The 19852-nt window shown below is 72.8% G+C and carries 18 protein-coding genes; 9 read left to right on the forward strand and 9 right to left on the reverse strand.

Annotated features, from left to right (window positions below; translation table 11 throughout):
• Positions 1 to 138 precede the first annotated feature (138 nt).
• Entirely contained in the window at positions 139 to 789 is a 651-nt protein-coding gene (locus ACZ6C1_RS34275) for a pirin family protein (protein WP_469246617.1), read from the reverse strand.
• Between the two features lie 126 nt (positions 790 to 915).
• On the opposite strand from ACZ6C1_RS34275, the gene ACZ6C1_RS34280 reads away from it, so the two are divergent.
• The 5 genes from ACZ6C1_RS34280 (at position 916) to fabF (ending at position 5791) form a co-directional block, all read left to right on the forward strand.
• A complete protein-coding gene (locus tag ACZ6C1_RS34280; RefSeq protein ID WP_469246539.1) occupies positions 916 to 2100 on the forward strand; it encodes a PucR family transcriptional regulator in 1185 nt (394 codons plus the stop codon).
• An 89-nt stretch (positions 2101 to 2189) separates the two neighbouring features.
• Positions 2190 to 3113: an ACP S-malonyltransferase gene (locus tag ACZ6C1_RS34285; protein WP_469246541.1), complete on the forward strand. Its 924-nt coding sequence runs from the start codon at positions 2190 to 2192 to the stop codon at positions 3111 to 3113.
• A 16-nt stretch (positions 3114 to 3129) separates the two neighbouring features.
• Positions 3130 to 4131: a beta-ketoacyl-ACP synthase 3 gene (locus tag ACZ6C1_RS34290; RefSeq protein WP_469246543.1), complete on the forward strand. Its 1002-nt coding sequence runs from the start codon at positions 3130 to 3132 to the stop codon at positions 4129 to 4131.
• An 81-nt stretch (positions 4132 to 4212) separates the two neighbouring features.
• On the forward strand, positions 4213 to 4461 hold the full coding sequence (locus ACZ6C1_RS34295) for an acyl carrier protein (protein WP_084897295.1): 249 nt from the start codon (positions 4213 to 4215) through the stop codon (positions 4459 to 4461).
• A gap of 67 nt (positions 4462 to 4528) precedes the next feature.
• Positions 4529 to 5791 carry a beta-ketoacyl-ACP synthase II gene (gene fabF, locus ACZ6C1_RS34300; RefSeq protein ID WP_469246546.1) on the forward strand — a complete coding sequence of 421 codons (1263 nt, stop codon included), beginning with the start codon at positions 4529 to 4531 and terminating at the stop codon, positions 5789 to 5791.
• Between the two features lie 467 nt (positions 5792 to 6258).
• Here the strand turns inward: fabF and ACZ6C1_RS34305 are convergent, their stop codons facing one another.
• Positions 6259 to 6753: a DUF3145 domain-containing protein gene (locus tag ACZ6C1_RS34305; RefSeq protein WP_469246552.1), complete on the reverse strand. Its 495-nt coding sequence runs from the start codon at positions 6751 to 6753 to the stop codon at positions 6259 to 6261.
• A 249-nt stretch (positions 6754 to 7002) separates the two neighbouring features.
• On the opposite strand from ACZ6C1_RS34305, the gene ACZ6C1_RS34310 reads away from it, so the two are divergent.
• Positions 7003 to 7908, forward strand: coding sequence for a GDSL-type esterase/lipase family protein (locus tag ACZ6C1_RS34310; RefSeq protein WP_469246566.1), 906 nt, complete (start codon positions 7003 to 7005; stop codon positions 7906 to 7908).
• Positions 7901 to 8830 carry an aldose epimerase family protein gene (locus ACZ6C1_RS34315; protein WP_469246568.1) on the forward strand — a complete coding sequence of 310 codons (930 nt, stop codon included), beginning with the start codon at positions 7901 to 7903 and terminating at the stop codon, positions 8828 to 8830. The genes ACZ6C1_RS34310 and ACZ6C1_RS34315 overlap by 8 nt, the downstream gene beginning before the upstream one ends.
• Here the strand turns inward: ACZ6C1_RS34315 and ACZ6C1_RS34320 are convergent.
• The gene (locus ACZ6C1_RS34320) at positions 8827 to 11418 is read right to left on the reverse strand and encodes a beta-glucosidase (protein WP_469246578.1); all 2592 of its coding nucleotides are present in this window, start codon (positions 11416 to 11418) and stop codon (positions 8827 to 8829) included. The genes ACZ6C1_RS34315 and ACZ6C1_RS34320 overlap by 4 nt on opposite strands.
• 70 nt (positions 11419 to 11488) lie before the next feature.
• Between ACZ6C1_RS34320 and ACZ6C1_RS34325 the strand changes: the two genes are divergently transcribed.
• Complete coding sequence (locus ACZ6C1_RS34325; RefSeq protein WP_469246580.1) at positions 11489 to 12061, forward strand: TetR/AcrR family transcriptional regulator; 573 nt, start codon at positions 11489 to 11491, stop codon at positions 12059 to 12061.
• 31 nt (positions 12062 to 12092) lie between these two features.
• A complete protein-coding gene (locus ACZ6C1_RS34330; RefSeq protein ID WP_469246582.1) occupies positions 12093 to 13322 on the forward strand; it encodes a pyroglutamyl-peptidase I in 1230 nt (409 codons plus the stop codon).
• Positions 13323 to 13467: 145 nt separating this feature from the next.
• Here ACZ6C1_RS34330 and ACZ6C1_RS34335 read toward each other — a convergent pair whose 3' ends face one another.
• The 6 genes from ACZ6C1_RS34335 to ACZ6C1_RS34360 form a co-directional block, all read right to left on the reverse strand.
• Positions 13468 to 14226 (reverse strand): class I SAM-dependent methyltransferase, encoded by a 759-nt coding sequence (locus ACZ6C1_RS34335; protein WP_469246584.1) that lies wholly within the window; start codon positions 14224 to 14226, stop codon positions 13468 to 13470.
• 48 nt (positions 14227 to 14274) lie between these two features.
• Complete coding sequence (locus tag ACZ6C1_RS34340) at positions 14275 to 15477, reverse strand: aminotransferase class V-fold PLP-dependent enzyme (RefSeq protein WP_469246586.1); 1203 nt, start codon at positions 15475 to 15477, stop codon at positions 14275 to 14277.
• Positions 15470 to 16789: a pyridoxal-phosphate dependent enzyme gene (locus ACZ6C1_RS34345; RefSeq protein ID WP_469246588.1), complete on the reverse strand. Its 1320-nt coding sequence runs from the start codon at positions 16787 to 16789 to the stop codon at positions 15470 to 15472. The genes ACZ6C1_RS34340 and ACZ6C1_RS34345 overlap by 8 nt, the downstream gene beginning before the upstream one ends.
• Positions 16786 to 18294, reverse strand: a complete 1509-nt coding sequence (locus ACZ6C1_RS34350) for a Y4yA family PLP-dependent enzyme (protein ID WP_469246590.1) — start codon at positions 18292 to 18294, stop codon at positions 16786 to 16788. The genes ACZ6C1_RS34345 and ACZ6C1_RS34350 overlap by 4 nt, the downstream gene beginning before the upstream one ends.
• Positions 18295 to 18418: 124 nt before the next feature.
• Positions 18419 to 19024, reverse strand: coding sequence for a LysE family transporter (locus ACZ6C1_RS34355; protein WP_469246598.1), 606 nt, complete (start codon positions 19022 to 19024; stop codon positions 18419 to 18421).
• Complete coding sequence (locus ACZ6C1_RS34360) at positions 19017 to 19805, reverse strand: EI24 domain-containing protein (RefSeq protein ID WP_469246600.1); 789 nt, start codon at positions 19803 to 19805, stop codon at positions 19017 to 19019. Before ACZ6C1_RS34360 ends, ACZ6C1_RS34355 begins: the two co-directional genes overlap by 8 nt.
• Positions 19806 to 19852: the final 47 nt, after the last annotated feature.

A 19852-nucleotide genomic window follows, 5' to 3' on the forward strand; every position in this document is an offset into this window, starting at 1 on the left:
CGACAATCACGCCTCCCCCCCCCCCCCCCCCGCCCCCGCCTGTCTTCCCCTCTCCCCCCCCCCCCCCCCCCCCCCCCCCCCCCCCCCCCCCCCCCCCCCCCCCCCCCCCCCCCCCCCGCCGCGGCCGGCGTCCGTGGTTCAGCCGCTCATCTCCCACAGCAGCACCTCGGCCTGCCCGAGCGCCACCAGTTCCAGCCCCTCCGCGCCGGTGATCCGCGCCGCGTCCCCCGGTCCGAGCTCGTCGTCGCCGAGGCGTACCGCGCCCCGCACGACGTGGACGTACACGAAGGCGGCGTCCGGGACGGCGATCCGCTCCCCCGGGGTGTCCGGGCGCCGGACGTGGAGCATCGCCCCGGCGGCCGGCAGGGCGTACGGCGCCGCGTCCGCCAGGCCCCGTACGACCTCGTACGACGGCTTTCCTCCGGGTTGTCCGGGCGCCAGCCACATCTGCACGAAGACCAGCGGGCCGGCGCCGTCGTTGCGCTCCTCGTGCCGGACCCCGGCCGCCGCGCTGAGGTGTTGTACGTCACCGGGGCCGATGCGCGAGGTGTGCCCGGCCGAGTCGCGGTGGGTGAGCTCGCCCTCGACGACCCAGGTGACGATCTCGGTGTGGCTGTGGGGGTGCTCGTCGAACCCGGAGCCGGGCGCGAGCCGCTCCTCGTTGCAGGCCAGGATGGCGCCGAACCGGAGGTTGTCGGGGTCGTAGAAACGCCCGAAGGAGAACGCGTGCAGGGTCTCTATGCCGTCCGTCGCCCCGCCGCCGCGGTAGCGCTCGCCGGCCCGGTGCACGGACCACGCCGGTGCGTCCGGCCCGGAGCGGGCGGCGGCCGCCCGGCCGTCTGGATGCCATGAACTCACGGGACCACCGTAGACCCGGCGCGGCACTCCCCCGTCCGGATAAGGCAGTCTTGTCCCGTGCCTGAACCCGCAGCGAACGACACCCACTCCCATGCCGCCACCCTGAAGCGCCTGGAGCAGTCCTCCGGACGGCTCGCGGCGAACGCCATTGCCCGCATGGACGAGACGCTGCCCTGGTACCGGGCGATGCCCCCGGAGAACCGGTCCTGGATCGGTCTGGTCGCCCAGGCCGGTATCGCCGCGTTCACCGAGTGGTTCCGGCATCCGGAGACCCCGCAGGCCATCTCCACCGACGTCTTCGGGACCGCCCCGCGCGAGCTGACCCGGGCGATCACCCTGCGCCAGACCGTGGAGATGGTGCGGACGACCATCGAGGTCATGGAGTCGGCGATCGAGGAGGTCGCCGCGCCCGGCGACGAGTCGGTGCTGCGCGAGGCGCTGCTGGTGTACGCCCGGGAGATCGCCTTCGCGACGGCCCAGGTGTACGCGCAGGCCGCCGAGGCGCGCGGCGCGTGGGACGCCCGGCTGGAGTCGCTGGTGGTGAACGCGGTGCTGTCCGGCGAGGCCGACGAGGGCGCCGTCTCGCGGGCCGCCGCGCTCGGCTGGAATTCGCCGGAGCACGTGTGCGTGATCCTTGGCACGGCCCCGGACGGCGACAGCGAGCTGACCGTGGAGGCGATAAGGCGGGCCGCCCGGCACGCCAAGCTCCAGGTGCTGACCGGCGTGCTCGGTGACCGGCTGGTCGTCATCGCGGGCGGCAGCGACAATCCGCTGCACGTCGCCAAGGCGCTGATCGGCCCGTACGCCGCCGGGCCGGTCGTCGCCGGGCCGATCGTGCCGGACCTGCTGGCGGCCACCCGGTCCGCGCAGGCCGCGGCGGCGGGCCTGAAGGCGTGTTCCGCCTGGCAGGACGCGCCGCGGCCGGTACTGGCGGACGATCTCCTGCCGGAGCGCGCGATGGCCGGTGACCCGTCGGCGCGCGAGCAGTTGGTGGAGGAGATCTACAGACCGCTGGAGGAGGCGGGCTCGGCGCTCCTGGAAACCTTGAGCGTTTATCTGGAGCAGGCGAGCAGTCTGGAAGGCGCGGCCCGGATGCTCTTCGTCCACCCCAACACCGTGCGCTACCGGCTCCGACGTGTGACCGACGTCACCGGATGGTCACCCTCCGATGTGCGTTCCGCGTTCACGCTGCGAATCGCGCTGATCCTCGGGCGTCTGGTCGATGGAGATCCTCAGGCCTAGACTTTTGTCGAACGTCCACAATTAGCCCGACGGTTCTTCGTCCCTGTCCCCACGGGCGGTGGGAGCCGTCCACAAGAGAGAGTGTGAGGGTGCTCGTACTCGTCGCTCCCGGCCAAGGCGCTCAGACGCCCGGCTTCCTGACTCCCTGGCTCGATCTGCCCGGCGCCTCCGACCGCGTCGCCGCGTGGTCCGACGCCATCGGGCTCGACCTCGTCCACTACGGCACCAAGGCAGACGCGGACGCGATCCGCGACACGGCGGTGGCCCAGCCCCTGCTGGTCGCGGCCGGTCTGCTGTCCGCCGCCGCGCTCGGTGACGTCGTCCCGGACGCCGTCGCCGGCCACAGCGTCGGCGAGATCACCGCCGCCGCGTTCGCCGGTGTCCTCGACGACACGGCCGCGCTCGGCTTCGTACGGACCCGTGGACTGGCGATGGCCGAGGCCGCCGCCGTCACCGAGACCGGCATGTCGGCGCTGCTCGGCGGCGAGCCGGAGATCACCGTCCCGCACCTGGAGAAGCTGGGCCTGACCCCGGCGAACGTGAACGGCGCCGGCCAGATCGTCGCCGCCGGCACCATGGAGCAGCTCGCGGCGCTGGAGGCCGACAAGCCCGAGGGCGTCCGCCGCGTGGTGGCGCTCAAGGTCGCCGGCGCGTTCCACACGCACCACATGGCGCCCGCGGTCGCGACGCTCCAGAAGGCCGCCGACGGTCTGACCGTCGCAGACCCCACCGTGACGTACGTCTCGAACAAGGACGGACAGACCGTCGCCACGGGCGCCGACGTCGTCGCCCGCCTGGTCGGTCAGGTCGCCAATCCCGTCCGCTGGGACCTGTGCATGGAAACGTTCCAGCGGCTCGGCGCGACCGCCCTGGTCGAGGTGTGCCCCGGCGGCACGCTCACCGGTATCGCCAAGCGCGCCCTTCAGGGCGTCAAGACGGTCGCCCTGAAGACGCCGGACGACCTCGACGCGGCCCGTGCGCTCATCGCCGAGCACACGACGCCCGCCGTCTGACAAGGAGCCGTAGAGCATGGCGAAGATCAAGCCCAGCCAGGGCGCCCCGTACGCGCGCATCATGGGTGTCGGCGGTTACCGGCCCACCCGTGTCGTGCCGAACGAGGTGATCCTGGAGACGATCGACTCGTCCGACGAGTGGATCCGCTCGCGCTCCGGCATCGCCACCCGCCACTGGGCCTCCCCCGAGGAGACCGTGACCGCGATGTCGGTCGAGGCGGCGGGCAAGGCCATCGCGGACGCCGGAGTCACCCCCGAGCAGATCGGCGGCGTGATCGTCTCCACCGTCTCGCACTTCAAGCAGACCCCTGCCGTCGCCACCGAGATCGCGGACAAGATCGGCGCGAACAAGCCGGCCGCGTTCGACATCTCGGCGGGTTGCGCCGGCTTCGGCTACGGCCTGACTCTCGCCAAGGGCATGGTGGTCGAGGGCTCGGCGGAGTACGTCCTCGTGATCGGCGTGGAGCGGCTCAGCGACCTGACCGACCTGGAGGACCGCGCGACGGCCTTCCTGTTCGGTGACGGCGCGGGCGCCGTCGTCGTCGGCCCCGCCAAGGAGCCCGCGATCGGCCCCACGGTGTGGGGCTCCGAGGGCGACAAGTCCGAGACCATCAAGCAGACCGTCGCGTGGACCGACTACCGCGACGGCACGGTCGACAAGTTCCCCGCCATCACGCAGGAGGGCCAGGCGGTGTTCCGCTGGGCCGTCTTCGAGATGGCGAAGGTCGCCCAGCAGGCCCTGGACGCGGCCGGCATCGCGGCGGCCGACCTGGACGTCTTCATCCCGCACCAGGCCAACATGCGGATCATCGACTCGATGGTGAAGACACTGAAACTGCCGGAGCACGTCACGGTCGCCCGTGACGTGGAGACGACCGGCAACACCTCGGCCGCCTCGATTCCGCTCGCGATGGAGCGGCTTCTGGCGACCGGTCAGGCGAAGAGCGGTGACACCGCGCTCGTCATCGGCTTCGGGGCGGGTCTCGTCTACGCCGCGACGGTCGTTACCCTCCCCTAGGCACGTTCCGCGGATTTCCGGGACGACAGCCTCAAAACCCTCTGAGAAACACCTCTGAGATACACACCGAAGGAGCGCCACATGGCCGCCACTCAGGAAGAGATCGTCGCCGGTCTCGCCGACATCGTGAACGAGATCGCCGGCATCCCGGTCGAGGACGTCCAGCTGGACAAGTCCTTCACCGACGACCTGGACGTCGACTCGCTCTCCATGGTTGAGGTCGTCGTCGCCGCCGAAGAGCGCTTCGACGTCAAGATCCCCGACGAGGACGTCAAGAACCTCAAGACGGTCGGCGACGCTGCCGACTACATCCTGAAGCACCAGGGCTGATCGGATCGCCACCCGGCGGTGGCGCCGCATTCCCCGCATACCTCATAGACGTGGAGAAAGAATTCCTGTGAACTCGACCAATCGCACCGTGGTCGTCACCGGTATCGGCGCAACCACACCGCTGGGTGGCGACTCCGCCGCGACCTGGGAAGGTCTGCTGGCGGGACGCTCCGGCGTCAAGCCCCTGGAGGGGGACCGCTTCGCCGAGCTGCCCGTCCGGATCGCGGCCCCCGTGGCCGTCGACCCGGCCGAAGTCCTGCCGCGCCCGCTGGCCCGCAAGCTGGACCGCTCGGCGCAGTTCGCCGTGATCGCGGCCCGCGAGGCGTGGGCGGACGCGGGCTTCACCGCTCCGGCGGGCGAGGACGCGTCCATCGCTCCCGAGCGGCTCGGCACCGTCATCGCCTCCGGCATCGGCGGTGTGACGACCCTGCTCGACCAGTACGACGTGCTGAAGGAGAAGGGCGTACGCCGCGTCTCCCCGCACACCGTGCCGATGCTGATGCCCAACAGCCCCTCCGCCAACGTCGGCCTGGAGGTGAACGCCCGCGCGGGCGTCCACACCCCGGTCTCGGCGTGCGCGTCGGGCGCCGAGGCGATCGGCTACGCCGTCGAGATGATCCGCACCGGCCGCGCCGACGTGGTCGTGGCGGGCGGCACCGAGGCGGCGATCCACCCGCTGCCGATCGCCGCGTTCGCCAACATGATGGCGATGTCCAAGAGCAACGACGAGCCGGAGAAGGCCTCGCGCCCGTACGACAACGGCCGTGACGGCTTCGTCCTCGGCGAGGGCGCCGGTGTCGTCATCCTGGAGTCCGCCGAGCACGCCGCCGCGCGTGGCGCGAAGGTCTACTGCGAGGCGCTCGGCCAGGGCCTGTCGGCCGACAGCCACCACATCGCCCAGCCGGAGCCGACGGGCCGCGGTATCGCCGCCGCCCTGCAGAACCTGCTGGACACCACCGACCTGAAGCCGGCCGAGGTCGTGCACCTCAACGCCCACGCCACGTCCACCCCGCAGGGTGACGTCGCCGAGGTCAAGGCGCTGCGCAAGGTGCTCGGCGAGGAGCTGGACCACGTGGCGATCTCCGCCACCAAGTCGATGACCGGCCACCTGCTGGGCGGCGCGGGCGGTATCGAGACCGTCGCCACGGTGCTGGCCCTGCACCACCGCACGGCCCCGCCGACCATCAACGTCGACGACCTGGACGAGGAGGTCGACGCCGACATCGTCCGCGACAAGCCGCGTGCGCTGCCGGAAGGCACGATCGCCGCGATCAACAACTCGTTCGGTTTCGGCGGCCACAACGTGGTGCTGGCGTTCCGCACGGTCTGACCTCGCTGTCGGCGACCGTGGACACGGTGTGGGCCCGCCCCTTCGGGGGACGGGCCCACACCCATGTCCACACCCATGTCCGGAGCCGCGGCCTGCACGCCAGGCCCACGGGCGCGGACGGTCGTACGACGAGCGACGCCGGGTGACCTCCGTACAGCGGCCGTCACGGCGCGGGCAGGCGCCACAGCGGCCGGGGGGCGTCACGGCGCGGGCGCCACAGCGGCCGGGCAGGCGTCACGGCGCGGGCGAGCGTCACGGCGCGGGCGCCGGTCGCAGCGGTCGGGTGGGCGTCACGGCGCGGCGCGATTCACAGCGGCCGAGCAGGCCTCACAGCGCGGCCGAGCGTCACGGCGCGGCGGCCGTTGCAGCGGCCCGGCAGGCGTCACGGCGCGGCGGCCGTTGCAGCGGCCGGGGGGGCGTCACGGCGCGGGCGCCGGTCACAGCGGCCGGGGGCCTCGGGACCGGGGTCAGACCACCTGGTGCAACCAGCGGACCGGGGCGCCTTCGCCGGCGTAGCGGAAGGGTTCGAGTTCGTCGTCCCAGGGCTTGCCCAGGAGCCGGGCGATTTCCGCTTCCAGTTGGGTCTCGCCCTGGGCGGAGCGGACGAGCGCGGCGCGGAGGCGGTCCTCGGGGATCAGGATGTCGCCGTGGATGCCGGTGACCGCGTGAAAGATGCCCAGCTCGGGCGTGGCGCTGTAGCGCTCGCCCTCGGCGGTGGCGCACGGCTCGGCGGTGACCTCGAAGCGGAGCATCTGCCAGCCGCGCAGCGCGGAGGCCAGCTTGGAGGCGGTACCCGGTTCGCCCTGCCAGGAGAACTCCGCTCTCCAGGTGCCCGGGGAGGCCGGCTGCCGGATCCAGTCGAGTTGGACCCTCGCACCGAGCACTCCCGCCACCGCCCATTCGACGTGCGGGCACAGCGCGCGCGGTGCGGAGTGTACGTACAGGACTCCACGTGTCGTCACCGGGACCTCCAGTGTGGGACGAGGTTCGCCTTTCCCAGCGGCCTCAGTAAACAGCATCAGGAGTGAAACTCCGCAAAAGGGACAGCATGTGACGTGATGTAATTTACCGGAGCCGGTTGGCGAAGGCGCCTGACGGTTCGACGGGGAAAAGCTACCGTGCGCCGGGGCGCTTGGGATGACGTACGGTCTGGCCGGGGGACCCCGACACCAAGCTTTCACTCGCCAGGACGCCGACGAAAGGGCTACCGGATGCCCGACAGCCGACGAGGCCGTATACGAACGCTCGCCGCGTGGGCGGCGGCCGCCGCCCTGGTGGCGGGCGTTGCCGTGTCCGGATGCGAGGCGGAACCGGAGCGCGGGCCGGGCGTGGCGCCGCGCCCCTCCCCGTCACCGAGGCCCACCCCTGCGTGGGACACCAGCCCCGCCTCGATCGCGGCCGTCGGTGACTCGATCACCCGGGGTTTCGACGCCTGCGGGGTGCTGACCGACTGCCCGGAGGCGTCCTGGGCGACCGGTGGCGACGCGCGGGTGAACAGCCTCGCGCGGCGGCTGCTGGGCGCGTCGGCGCTGCCCGCCCGGAGCTGGAACCTGGCCAGGTCGGGGGCGCGGGTGGCGGAGCTGCCGAGCCAGATGGGGAAGGCCGCCGCGAAGAGGCCCGGGCTGGTGGCGGTGATGGTCGGCGCGAACGACGCCTGCCGGGACAGCACCGACCTGATGACGCCGGTGCCGGACTTCCGCGCCTCGTTCGAGGAGGCGATGCGGGAGTTGCGCGAGGTGTCGCCGAAGAGCCAGGTGTACGTGTCGAGCGTGCCGGACCTGAAGCGGCTGTGGTCGACCGGCCGCGGGAGTGTCCTCGGCAAGCAGGTGTGGAAGCTGGGCGTGTGCGCGTCGATGCTGGGGGACGCCGACGACCTCGGCCCGGCCGCCGAGGCGCGGCGCGAGGAGGTGCACCGGCGGGTGGTGGCGTACAACGAGGTGCTCCGGGAGGTGTGCGCGAAGGACCGGCTGTGCCGGCACGACGGCGGGGCGGTGTTCGCCTACCGGTTCACCACTGCGCAGCTCAGCCCGTGGGACTGGTTCCACCCGAGCAGGAACGGCCAGGAGCGGCTCGCGGAGATCGCGTACCGCAAGGTCACGGAGGCCGGGAATGGGTGACGCCGAGGAGTGCGGCCGGCTGGCCGACGGTACGAGGGTGCACCGCTGGGTCCTGGAGCGGGGCGGTACGCGGGTGGGAGTCCTGACGTACGGCGGGATCGTGCAGTCGGTGGAGGTGCCCGACCGGGACGGTGCCGTGGCGAACGTGGTGCTGGGGTACGGCTCCCCCGCCGGGTACGAGGCCGATCCGGGGCCCTACTTCGGGGCGCTGGTGGGGCGGTACGCGAACCGGATAGCCGGCGGATCGTTCACGCTGGACGGCCGCTCCTACCGGCTGGCCCGCAACGGCGGGCCGAACAGCCTGCACGGCGGTGAGCGCGGGTTCGACAAGCGGGTGTGGGACGCCGAGGCGGTCGACGGCGGGGTACGGCTGACGCGGGTGAGCCCGGACGGGGAGGAGGGCTTCCCCGGGCGGCTGGAGGTCTCCGCCACCTACACCCTGGATGCCGAGGGCGCGCTGCGGATCGCGTACGAGGCGGTGACGGACGCGCCGACGGTGGTGGCGCTGACGAACCACACGTACTGGAACCTGGGCGGGGCGCACGAGATGCGGCTGGCGGCCGGGCACTTCACGCCGCTCGACGACGTGTCGGTCCCGACGGGTGAGATCGCGACGGTGGACGGCACGCCGCTCGACTTCCGTTCGTCGCGCCCGGTCGGCACGGGCATCGACCACAATTTCGTCCTGGACGGCGGCGACGGCCCGGCGGCCGAGCTGTACTCGCCGGTCACCGGACGGCTGCTGACGGTCCGCACGACCGAGCCGGGTCTCCAGGTGTACGCGCCGGCCCACCTCGACGGCGTCGCGCTGGAGACCCAGGCATTCCCGGACTCCCCGAACCGGCCGCTGTTCCCGAGTTCGGTCCTGCGGCCGGGCGAGGTGTACGCCTCGGAAACCGTGTACGCGTTCGGGATCCGCTAGTCCGTCCCGGCGACCGTCAGCGCCGCGCGCACCCGGGTGTCGGACACCGAACGGCCCGCCTGGATCTCGTACGTACCGGGGACCGCCGTCCACGCGCCGGTCTCTTCGTCCCATATCTGAAACGCCCTCAGCGGGAGCGGGATCTCGGTCTCCACGGTCTCACCGGGGCCCGCCTCGACGCCCGCGAAGCCGGCCAGCCGGCGGGACGGGCGCTCCACCCGGTCGTCCACGGGTGCGACGTACAGCTGGACGGTCTCGCGACCGGGGCGGGTGCCGGTGTTGCGGACGCGGACCGTGGCGCTCTCCGGGGTGAGCTCCAGCGCCTCGTACTCCCAGGTGGTGTAGCCGAGGCCGTGGCCGAAGGGGTACGCGGGCGCCGTGCCGGACCGGTCCCAGGCGCGGTAGCCGGTGAAGAGACCCTCGGTGTAGCGCAGTTCGCCGTCCGTCGGGGTGACCTCGGTGACGGGTGCGTCGGCGAGTGCGGCCGGCCAGGTGGTGGGCAGGCGGCCGCCCGGTTCCTCGGTGCCGAGGAGGACGTCGGCGAGCGCGGCGCCGCCTTCCTGGCCGGGGAACCAGCTCAGCAGGACGGCGGCCACGTCGTCGCGCCAGGGCATCTCGACGGGGGACCCCGCGTTGACGACCACGACGGTGTTGGGGTTGGCGGCGGCGACGGCCCGTACGAGGTCGTCCTGGCGCCCGGGCAGCCTCAGGTCGGCGCGGTCGAAGCCCTCCGACTCGACGCGCTCGGTGGTGGCCACCACGACGATCGCGGTGTCGGCTGCGCGGGCGGCCTCGGCGGCCTCGGCGATCAGCTCGTCGGGGTCGCGGCGCGGCCCGCGGTGGACGAGCGAGAACATCACGCCGGGCAGGGGCGCCGCGTGTTCCTGGTCGAGCGGGTGCAGCAACGACACCTCGACCGGTACGTCCTCGGTGAGGGCGACCGTGCCGCGTTCAAGCGGGGTGCCGAAGAAGGCCTCGAACGGGTCGGCCTCGTCGCCCATCTCCTGGACGCCGTCGTAGAGGGTCCGGCCCGCGACGGTGAGCGTGAAGGCGCCGAGGCCGCGTGTGCCGAAGGCGTGCTCCCCGCTCTCGCGGGGCGTGAAGGTGCCGATGACCTCGACGCTGTGCAGGGTGTCGTACGTGACGCCGTCGGGCAGGTCGTCGCCGATCCACTGGACCTGGCCGCTGGGCAGCGACCCCGCGCCGATGACGTTCCCGGCCGCGTCGCGGCAGACGGCGCGCAGCGCGAAGCCCTGCCCGGCGGGGGCGAGTTCGTCGCTGGGGTCGGCACCGACGGCGTAGGCCGGCTCACCGGCGGGGAGCGCGGCGGTGAGGCCGTCGAGCGGGGAGACGGTGTGGTCGGGGAAGACCTGGGCGGAGCCGCCGCCGAGGACGCGGGCGTCGCGGGCGGCGGCGCCGAGGAGGGCGACGGTGCGGCCTTCGGGGAGGGGCAGGGCGCCCTGGTTCCGCAGGAGGACGAAGGAGCGGCGGGCGATCTCCCGGGCGAGGGCGTCACCGTCGACGGGCGACGGCAGCCGGGTGACGGCCGGCTCGACTCCGTCCAGGGCGCCGACGCGGGCGGCGAGGCGCAGCACGTTGCGTACGGCTCGGTCGACGACCGTCTCGTCGACCTCGCCGGCCCGTACGGCGGCGGCGAGCGCCTCGCCGTACACCGTGTGAGGGCCGGGCATGGCGACGTCGAGGCCTCCTTCGACGGCACGCTTGGTGTCGCGGGCGGCCATCCAGTCGGAGACGTTGACGCCGTCGAAGCCCCACTCGCCGCGCAGCACCTCGTCGACCAGGTGGTGGTGCTCCGTCATGGTGCGGCCGTTGACCTGGTTGTAGGCGGTCATGATGCCCCAGGGGCGGGCGTGGGTGACGATCGTCTCGAAGGGGGCGAGGTAGAGCTCGCGGAGCACGCGGGGGGCGACGACGTTGTTGACGGTGAAGCGGTCGGTCTCGGCGTCGTTGGCGACGAAGTGCTTGACGGTGGTGCCGACGCCGCCGTCCTGGACGCCCAGGACGCAGCCGGTGCCGATCTCGCCGGTGAGGTACGGGTCCTCGCTGTACGCCTCGAAGTGCCGTCCGCCGAGGGGTGATCGGTGGAGGTTGACCGTGGGGGCGAGGAGGACGTGGACGCCCTTGCGGCGGGCCTCCTGGGCGAGGAGCCGGCCGGCGCGGCGGGCGAGGGCGGGGTCCCAGGTGGCGGCCAGCGCGGTCGGGGACGGGAGGGCGACGGACGGGTCGTCGGCGGTCCAACGGACGCCGCGCACGCCGATCGGGCCGTCGGACATGACCAGCGACTTCAGGCCGATCTCGGGGAGGGCGGGCAGGGACCACATGTCCTGTCCGGCCAGGAGACGGGTCTTGGCGTCCAGGTCGAGCGTGCCGAGGGCCGCTTCGACGGCCGCCTCGCGTGCGGCCGCCACGGTCTTCTCGCGCGCCGCGTCGTGTGCCTCTTCGCGTGCCTGTCCCCGTGCGTCTTCACGTGCCTCTTCACGTGCCTCTTGGCGTGCCTCTTCGTGCCGGGGGCCGGTCGGGTCTGTCACTGTCGTACCTCCGTGTCGGCGTGCGGGCGGTACGCCCATGGTGTGCCCGACACCTGTAGGGCAGTAGGTTTCGTTATCTTTCCGTGACTGAGAGAGTCGGAGTGCGAGGATGGCAGCGGCCAGGGCCAGGAGCGAGGAACGGCGCGCCGAGATCGTGCGCGCGGCCCTCGAAGTGATCGCCGAGCGCGGCTACCGGGGCGCGTCGCTCGGGTCGGTCGCCGAGCGGGTCGGTCTGACCCAGCAGGGGCTCCTGCACTACTTCCCCACCAAGGAAGCCCTGCTCGTCGCGGTCCTGGAGGAGCGCGACCAGTGGGACACGGGCGGCGGGAGCGGCGGCCCGGGCGGCTGGCGGCTCGACCTGCTGGACTCGCTGGTCGAGTACAACGCCATGCGGCCGGGCATCGTGCAGACCTTCTCGGCGCTGCTCGGCGAGAGCGTGACGGAGGGGCATCCGGCCCGCGAATTCTTCACCCGCCGCTACGCCCAGGTGCGGGCCGAGATGGGAGCCGTCCTGCGGGCGGAGTACGGGGACCGGCTGCCCGGCGGGCTGACGCCCGAACAGGCGGCGCCGCTGATGACGGCGGTGATGGACGGACTGCAGTACCAGTGGTTGCTGGATCCGGACGCCGTGGACATGCCGGCCGCCTTCCGGGACTTTCTGCGGCTGTTGGGGGCGCGATAGCGTTCCGGCACCCCTACGGAAGGCTGCGCCTGTGTCACGAATACGGTTGCGTACGACGCTCGTTGCCGCGCTCGCCGCGCTGACGGTCACCACGGCTCCCGCCCAGGCGGCGGACCCGGCCGTCGAGCCCACCGTCGAGGAGGCCCGCCTCGACCGGGCCGTCCCGCGCGAGATCCTCACCCGCAGCGGATTCGACACGGTGGCACCCGAGTTCGCCACCGCACTCGGCGGGGCCGGCTCGTACGCGGCGGCCGAGCGGGCCGTCGTGCGGCACGCCTCGCGGCTGTGGCAGCGGGCGGTGGACCGGGCGCAGGGGCGGGGACCGGCGACGGGCGACCTGAGCCGGGACGACGACCGACCGCTGTACTGGGCACGGTTGGCCATGACGCGTGAACTGCGCGCCTGGCAGCCGGGCTTCACCCTGACGCCGGACGCGCGGGAGCGGCTCCTGGACCGGCTGGAGACCTCCTCGCGCGGCCAGGACGCCATCCGTTACCCCGCCGGCCGGGGCGTCAAGCGCGTACTGATGACCGGGTTCGACCCGTTCACCCTCGACCGGGACATCCGGATCAGCAACCCGTCGGGCGCGGCGGCGCTGGCGCTGGACGGGACGCTGATCCGGACGGCGGACGGGCAGCTCGCACGGGTGGAGACGGCGGTGTTCCCGGTGCGCTGGGCGGACTTCGCGGCCGGCGAGGTGGAGCGGACCCTGGCGCCGCACCTGCCGCGCGTCGACGCCTTCACGACGGTGAGCCAGGGCCGGGTCGGCCGCTTCGACATCGAGCGCTTCAACGGCGCCTGGCGCGGCGGGTTCGGCGACAACGAGAACGTGTCCGAGACGGGCCTCGTGCCGGTCGCCGACCCGGCCTCGCAACCGCAGTGGACCACGACGACCCTCCCGTACGCGAAGATCGTCGCGGCGGAAACGGGGCGGTTCCCGGTGTACGACAACACGTCGGTGACCGAGGTCCCGGCGGGCGGCACGGCCCCGGTGGTCCGGCCCCAGGGCCCGACGCCCGGTTCGGCGGCCCGCGCGGGCGGCGGCGGGGACTACCTGTCCAACGAGATCGCGTACCGCGCCACGCTGCTGCGCGACCGGCTGGGCCTGGCCGGCCTGCCGGGCGGGCATGTGCACACGCCGGTGCTCCAGTTCGGGGCGGGCAACACCGGCGCGGTGACCGATCCGGAGTTCCTGCGCAACCGGGCGGACATCACGTCCCAGGTCAGGGCCGTCATCGGGGTGGCCGCGTCGGGGAATTGAGCCGGCGGACTGCGGCGCCGCGTCCACGGACTGCGCGGTCGCTTCCATGACGGGGCGGCGCCGCGTCCACGGACGGCGGGCGCGTCCACGGACGGCGGCGTCGCGTCCACGGGCGGCGGGCGCGTCCACGTTCGGGTGGGCCGCCTCAGCGGACGGCGGCCAGGATGTGGCTGTGCCCGTACTGCCAGACCACGCCCACGTGCTCGAACCCGGCCTCGCGCAGCAGGTCCAGGTGGCTGGAGATGGTCAGGTCGTTGCCCTCGCAGCGCGGGTGCCGGTGGCTCCCGCGCCGCTCGAGGAAGCGGGCCAGCTCCGGGTCGGAGGCGGCGCCCGACCACCAGGACTCCCAGTCGTCGTGGCTGAAGGTCAGGTGCCGTTCGGCGTGACGGCGCCCGATGTCGACGGCCAGTTCGGAGACCTTCGGCGAGTCCGGGCCGATGTGGTCGCCGTTGACGAGGACGCCGCCGGGTCGCAACCGCCCGGCCAGCTCCCGGTAGACCCGGCACAGCGTGGGACGGTCCAGGTAGTGCAGGGCGGTCGCCGACACGGCCGCGTCCACCGGGCGGTCCAGGGCGAGCGCGTCGAGCCAGCCCGGTTCGCCGATCATCGCCTCGACGTAGCGGAGGGCGGAGCCGTAGTACGTGCTGCCCAGCTCCAGCAGGAGCGGGTCGCCGTCGACGGCCAGCACCTCCGCGCCCGGGAGGCGGCCGGCCAGCCGTGCCGCCAGGGAGCCCGGCCCGCTCCCGAGGTCCAGGACGAGCGGCGGCCCGGTCTGGCCGCGTGTCACATGCTCGACCACGTCCGCGATGACGGTGAAGCTCTCCTCGCGGTCGACCGCGTACCGCTGTTGCTGGTCCTCCCAGCGCTCCACCCATCGCGCGGCCGTCACCGCGTTCACTCCCATAGCCGCCCGTGTCCTCCGCACCTCACGACCCTCTTCTGCTATTGAAAATCATTGCAGATTGGCGAGCGCGGCGAGCAGCCTTTCCATCTCTTCGGGTGTGTTGTGCACATGGAGGCTGACGCGTACGGACCCGTCCCTGTCGCCCCGCCCCGCCTGACAGTGCCCGTCGGACCGCACCATGAACCCGTGGCTGAAGAGGATGAAGCCCAGGTCGTGGGCGTCGATCGCCCGGTGCCGGAAGGTCACCAGGCTCCGCCGCCGCTGCACCGGGGAACCGGCCGCGAGGCTGGTGCGGCAGCCGAGGACCTCATAGGTGCCCTCCATCCGGCTGAGCCCGTCGGTCAGCAGGGACGCCAGCGCCACGGTCCAGCGCTCGATCCGGTCGGTCCCGGCCGCGTCCAGCCAGTCGAGCGCCGCCACCAGGGAGGCGATGCCGACCGTGTTCGGGGTGCCCTGCCACCCGCCCGGCCGGAAGTCCGGCCCGCGCCGCCGCCGGGCCCACACCGCGCCCGTACCGGGCAGGGCGAGGGCCTTGTGCCCGGAGAACACCAGGAAGTCCACGTCCAGGGCCGCCACCGACACCGGCAGGTGCCCCACGCTCTGCGCGGCGTCCAGGCAGATCGGGACGTCCGGCCCCACCACCCGCCGGAGGCGGTGCACGTTCATGTCGGCGCCGTACACGTGGTGCACGTGCGTGGCCGCCACGAAGCGGGTGCGCGGACCGACGACCGCCGCGAGCGCCGCCGGATCGTAGTCCCCGGAGGCCGCCTGGTACGGCAGCTCCCTGACGCGGACGCCGACGCCCTGGCGGGCCAGCAGCTCCCGCGCCTCCAGCCAGGGCGACAGGTTGGCCTCGTGGTCGTGGAACGGCACGACGATCTCGTCCCCGTCGGCGAGCAGCCCCGGCAGCCAGTCCCGGGCGACCGTGCGCAGTCCCTCCGTCGTCCCGCTGGTGAAGTGCACGGCCGACCGGTCCGGTTCCGGATCGCCCAGGAACCGCTTGACGCGTGTCCGGGCGTCCTCCACCAGCGCGGTGGTGGAGTTGGCCCACGGGTAGGAGCCACGGCCCGCGTTGGCGTTGGAGGTGGTGAGGTAACGCTGCACGGCGTCCAGCACGTCCTGCGGCTTCTGCGCGGTGGCCGCGCTGTCCAGGTAGGCCAGGTCCGGGTGGCCCACGACGATCGGGAACCGGGCGCGCAACGCCCGCTGCCAGGGCCCCAGCTCGGCGAAGACGTCCGCCACCTCAGTCACGCACCAGCGGCGCGCCCGCGTCCCGCCAGGCCACGATGCCGCCGGCCAGGCTGCGCACGTCGGGGTGGCCCATCCGCGTCAGCAGGGCGGCGTACCGCGCCGACTTCTCCCCCACCGGGCACGCCAGCAGCACCGGCTGCCGCTTGCCGAAGGGCAGGCCGCCCCGCAGGAGTTCGTCGAACAGCTCGTCGACGATGTTCACCGAGCCGTCGATGTGGAGCGCGGCGTACGCGAACGGTCCGCGCAGGTCGATCACCAGCGGCCGCTGCTCCGCGATCCACTTCTGGGCGTCGGCGACGTCGATGACGGTGGCCGTGCGGGCCTCCGTGTCGGTGAGCGTGGCCACCGAGTTCTTCACCGGTGGACGCCCCAGCAGCTCGGGGCGCCGCTGCCGTACGTATCCGAGGTAGCTCTCCACCCGGTCGCAGACGATGAAGACGGCGGTCCTCCGCTCCGCCGACTCCTCGTCCAGGGCCCTGAGGTGGCGTACCGCCCCGTAGTACGCGGCTCCGCCGGTCGGCCCGGCGAGCAGGCCGCAGCGGCGCAGCAGGGTCACCATGCCGTCGATGGCCTCGTCGGCGCTCACCGCCTCGATGGTGTCGTACGTGGCCGGGTCGAAGAGCCCGACCTCCTGGACCTCGTCGGCGGTGCGGATGCCGGGGATGAAGTCGCTCTTCTCCCCGACGAGCCCGACGACGTTCACCGCCGGGTCGTGGGCGCGCAGGGCCCTGGCGACGCCGGTGGACGATCCGGCGGTGCCCACGCAGGCGATGAACCAGTCCGGGGCCCGGCCGCCGAGGTCCGCGATGATCTCGGGGCCGGTGCCGGAGGCGTGGGCCTCGGCGTTGAGGGCGTTGAAGTACTGGTCGGTGTGGAAGTGGGCGCTGCCGGGCCGGTTCAGCCGCTGGTGGAAGAGGGTCAGCGGGTCGTCGGTGTCGGTCGGGTCGAGGCACTCGGACCGCCCCGGCAGTTCCTCGATCTCGGCGCCCAGCAGCAGGAGCAGGTCCTTGATCTCGGGGATGCGCATGCGGTTGGTGACGCTCTTGAACGGCAGTCCGTGCAGGCCCGCGATGAGCGCGAGGGCCTTGGCCGTGTTGCCGCTGGACAGTTCGACGACCGTTTCACCGCGCTCCTTGGCGGCGGCCAGGCCGTGGCGGGCCATGTTCCACGCGGCCCGGTCCTTCAGGGAGCCGAAGGGGTTGAGCATCTCCAGCTTGGCGTAGAGGTCGATGGTGCGCAGACCGTGGACCTCGGGGTCGATACGCACCAGCGGGGTGTCGCCGATGGCGTCGGTGATGCTGTCGTACCTCATGTGCGCGGTCCCCCCGGTCGTGTGATCGGCCAGTACTGCTCGTCGAGGCACCAGTTCCAGGACTCCCCTTCCTGGTGAACGGCGACCTTGCGGGCGACGGGCTGCTGTTGGGCGTGGGTGGCGCCGAAGTCCATGCAGTAGCCGGCGGTGTTCGGGAAGGCGAGGAGGTCGCCGGGGCGGGGCAGCCGGGGCAGGTGGACGGTACGGCGGGTGATCAGGTCCGACTCCAGGCAGAGGTTGCCCATGAGGTGGACCGCCGCCGGTCCCCCCACCGGCCCCTCCGCCGGGCCGTCGTCGCGGGGCAGGACGACGGGGTCCATCAGGACGCCGTGGTCCTCCAGGCTGACGTCACCGGCGTTCATCGCGAGGCGGACCAGGTGCTCGCCCGTCTCGGTGTGCCGCACGTCCAGCACCTTGCCGAGGGTGAGTCCGCAGCTGTCGGCCAGGGCCCGGCCGGGCTCGACGTACAGCTCGTGGAGGCTCTCCAGCAGCAGGGTGCCCAGCGGTCGGCCGCCGAGGCCGGGGGCGGGGCGCGACAGCAGCTCGTCGAGGTAGTCGGCGCCGGCGAGGGGGCGGTGGGCGGGGTAAAGGCCGAGGGAGCCCTTGAGGGTGCCGTTCTCCATACGGAGGCCGTAGCCGTGACCGCCCCAGGTCATGGGCGGGCGGTGGCCCATGACGGCGTGGGTGAGCGCGGTGGTGTAGCGGTCCCACTGATCGGCGCGGGCCAGGTAGGTGACGCCGAAGCCGCCGCCGATGTCGACGGCGCGCGGGGAGAAGCCGCGCGCCCGCATCTCCTCCATGGCCCGCAGGCAGCCTTCGAGCGCCGCCGCCTTTTCGTCCAGGCTCGTGGTGTCGAGGTGGTAGCCGACGCCGATCGGCTCCAGCGCGTCCAGGTGCCGGTCGACCGTGTCCAGCAGGTGCTTCAGGGACCGTGCCGGGGTGCCGAACCGGCTGCGGCGGGACAGCAGGGTGGTACCGGACGTCTCGAACTCGGACAGCCGCAGCACGACACGGAGGCGGGGCAGGTCGTACGCCCGTACGAGAGCGGCGGCCTGCTCCACCTCCGAGGGGCCGTCCGCGTTGACGATCGCTCCGGTGCGGGCGGCCAGCCACAGGAACTCCGGGTCCTTGGGCCCGGTGGTCATGATCCGGTCACCCGTCCACCCCGAGGCGAGGGCGTGCTGCAGCTCGGCGAGCGACGCGGCGTCCAGGTCGGCGTCCGTGGTGACCAGCCGGCGGACCAGCGCGCTGGAGCGGTTCGCCTTGTGCGCGAAGAAGATCCGGCCGGTGAGCCGGTGGCGGCGGAAGACGGAGCGGAAGTGCTCCACGTTCTCCGCGATCCGGTCCGGCAGCAGGACGTTGAGGGGGGAGCCCAGCGCGTCCACCAACGTGTGCAGGAACGGGCCCCCCGACTCCAGGAGGGCGGCCGACCGCTGCTCCAGACGGGGTTCCAGGTACAGCGGCTCCCCGGCCGTACCCGCTGTGTTCGTCCCAGCCGTGCTCATCCCAGCTGTTCCTCCCGCGAGGAATACCGACCGGCGCCCGTCGTCGTCCCGCTCTTTATGCCCAACTTTTGCCGGCGGGATGGCGGCGGGGAACGAGACGGCCGGATTCAGCCGTTGCGGATGGTCACGTCACGCCCAGTGTGATCCCCAGTCCCACCAGTGTGGCGCCGATGGCGCGGTTGAGGGCCTTCTGGGCGCGCAGCAACGACGTACGCAGCCGGGAGTGGGAGAAGAAGAGCGCGACCAGACCGAACCAGGCCAGGTGGGCGAGGGACATGAACAGGCCATAGGCGCCCTGTTGCCACCGGGAGGTGTCGGGGCCGACGACCTGCGTGAAGGTGGAGACCACGAACAGCGTGGTCTTGGGGTTCAGGACGTTCGTGAGGAACCCGCCGCGCAGTGCGCCCCACCGGGACAGGGACTGCTTCGCCTCCAGGTCGACGGTCACGTCCGCCCGGGAGAAGAACGTGCGCAGGCCGATGTAGACCAGGTAGGCCGCGCCGGCCAGCTTGATCGCGGTGAACAGCGCGGTGTTGGCGGCGATCAGCAGGCCCACGCCGAGCATCGTGTACGCGACGTGGACGAGGACGCCCGCCGCGACTCCCGCGGCGGCGAAGAGGCCGGTCGTCCGGCCGTGGAGGTAGCTGTTGCGGACGACCATCGCGAAGTCGGCGCCCGGGCTGACGACCGCGAGCACCGTGATGGCGGCGACGGCGAACAGCTCAGGCACGCGCGGTTCCCACGGCCTTGCCGTCCGTGTCGGCCGGCGGGTCCTGCGGTGCCTCCAGGTCGCGGACCATCAGCGTCGCGCCCGCGACGGCGCCCGGCATCAGGAACACGGCGACGAACGGCACCAGGAAGGCCAGGGTCAGCGGGACGCCGAAGCCCAGCGTCAGCATGCGGCGGCCGCGCAGCATCGCGAGGCGCTCCTTGAGTTCGACGCCGCGCCGCTGGAGGGCCACCGCCGTGAGCTCCTCCGCCAGGAAGAAGCCGGAGACGCAGAAGCCGAGCACGGGGACGACGGTCTGGCCGACGACCGGGACGAAGCCGAGGGCGAAGAGCAGGATGCCGTACAGCACGACGCGCACGAGGACGCGCAGGCTGTCGCGGGCGGAGATCCACAGCTCGCGCCAGAGCGGCAGCCCCGAGCGGGGCACGTCACCGCCCTCGGTGCGGTCGACCTCTTCGGAGAGCGACTCGTAGAAGGGCTGGCCGACGAGGAGCGTCACGGCGGTGAAGGTGACGACGGCCAGGAACAGCCCGAAGGCGAAGAGCAGCGCGGTCAGGAAGCCGCGGAAGGCACCCTGCCAGGGCGAGGACCAGTCGTCCGCGAAGGGCGTCGCCCACGCGGTCAGGTCGTCCGCGCCGTACACCAGACCGGCCATCGCACCCGCGTACAGCACCAGGGTCACCAGGCCGGGCAGCAGCCCGAATCCGAACCACCGGCCGTGCCGGCCGACCCAGCGCTGACCCTTCATCACGTAGCCGAAGCCCACCCCGAGATCACGCATGGGTTCACCCTATCGGGGCGCGGCGGGGACGCTCACGGGCGGCCCGG

This window comes from Streptomyces sp. NPDC041796 (genome assembly GCF_055590785.1).

Coding starts and splice junctions, on each gene's coding strand:
- ACZ6C1_RS34290 (WP_469246543.1), top strand. CDS start 3,130: ATGGCGAAGATCAAGCCCAGCCAGGGCGCCCCGTACGCGCGCATCATG.
- ACZ6C1_RS34295 (WP_084897295.1), top strand. CDS start 4,213: ATGGCCGCCACTCAGGAAGAGATCGTCGCCGGTCTCGCCGACATCGTG.
- ACZ6C1_RS34310 (WP_469246566.1), top strand. CDS start 7,003: ATGCCCGACAGCCGACGAGGCCGTATACGAACGCTCGCCGCGTGGGCG.
- ACZ6C1_RS34315 (WP_469246568.1), top strand. CDS start 7,901: ATGGGTGACGCCGAGGAGTGCGGCCGGCTGGCCGACGGTACGAGGGTG.
- ACZ6C1_RS34320 (WP_469246578.1), bottom strand. CDS start 11,418: ATGGGCGTACCGCCCGCACGCCGACACGGAGGTACGACAGTGACAGAC.
- ACZ6C1_RS34325 (WP_469246580.1), top strand. CDS start 11,489: ATGGCAGCGGCCAGGGCCAGGAGCGAGGAACGGCGCGCCGAGATCGTG.
- ACZ6C1_RS34335 (WP_469246584.1), bottom strand. CDS start 14,226: ATGGGAGTGAACGCGGTGACGGCCGCGCGATGGGTGGAGCGCTGGGAG.
- ACZ6C1_RS34345 (WP_469246588.1), bottom strand. CDS start 16,789: ATGAGGTACGACAGCATCACCGACGCCATCGGCGACACCCCGCTGGTG.
- ACZ6C1_RS34350 (WP_469246590.1), bottom strand. CDS start 18,294: ATGAGCACGGCTGGGACGAACACAGCGGGTACGGCCGGGGAGCCGCTG.
- ACZ6C1_RS34360 (WP_469246600.1), bottom strand. CDS start 19,805: ATGCGTGATCTCGGGGTGGGCTTCGGCTACGTGATGAAGGGTCAGCGC.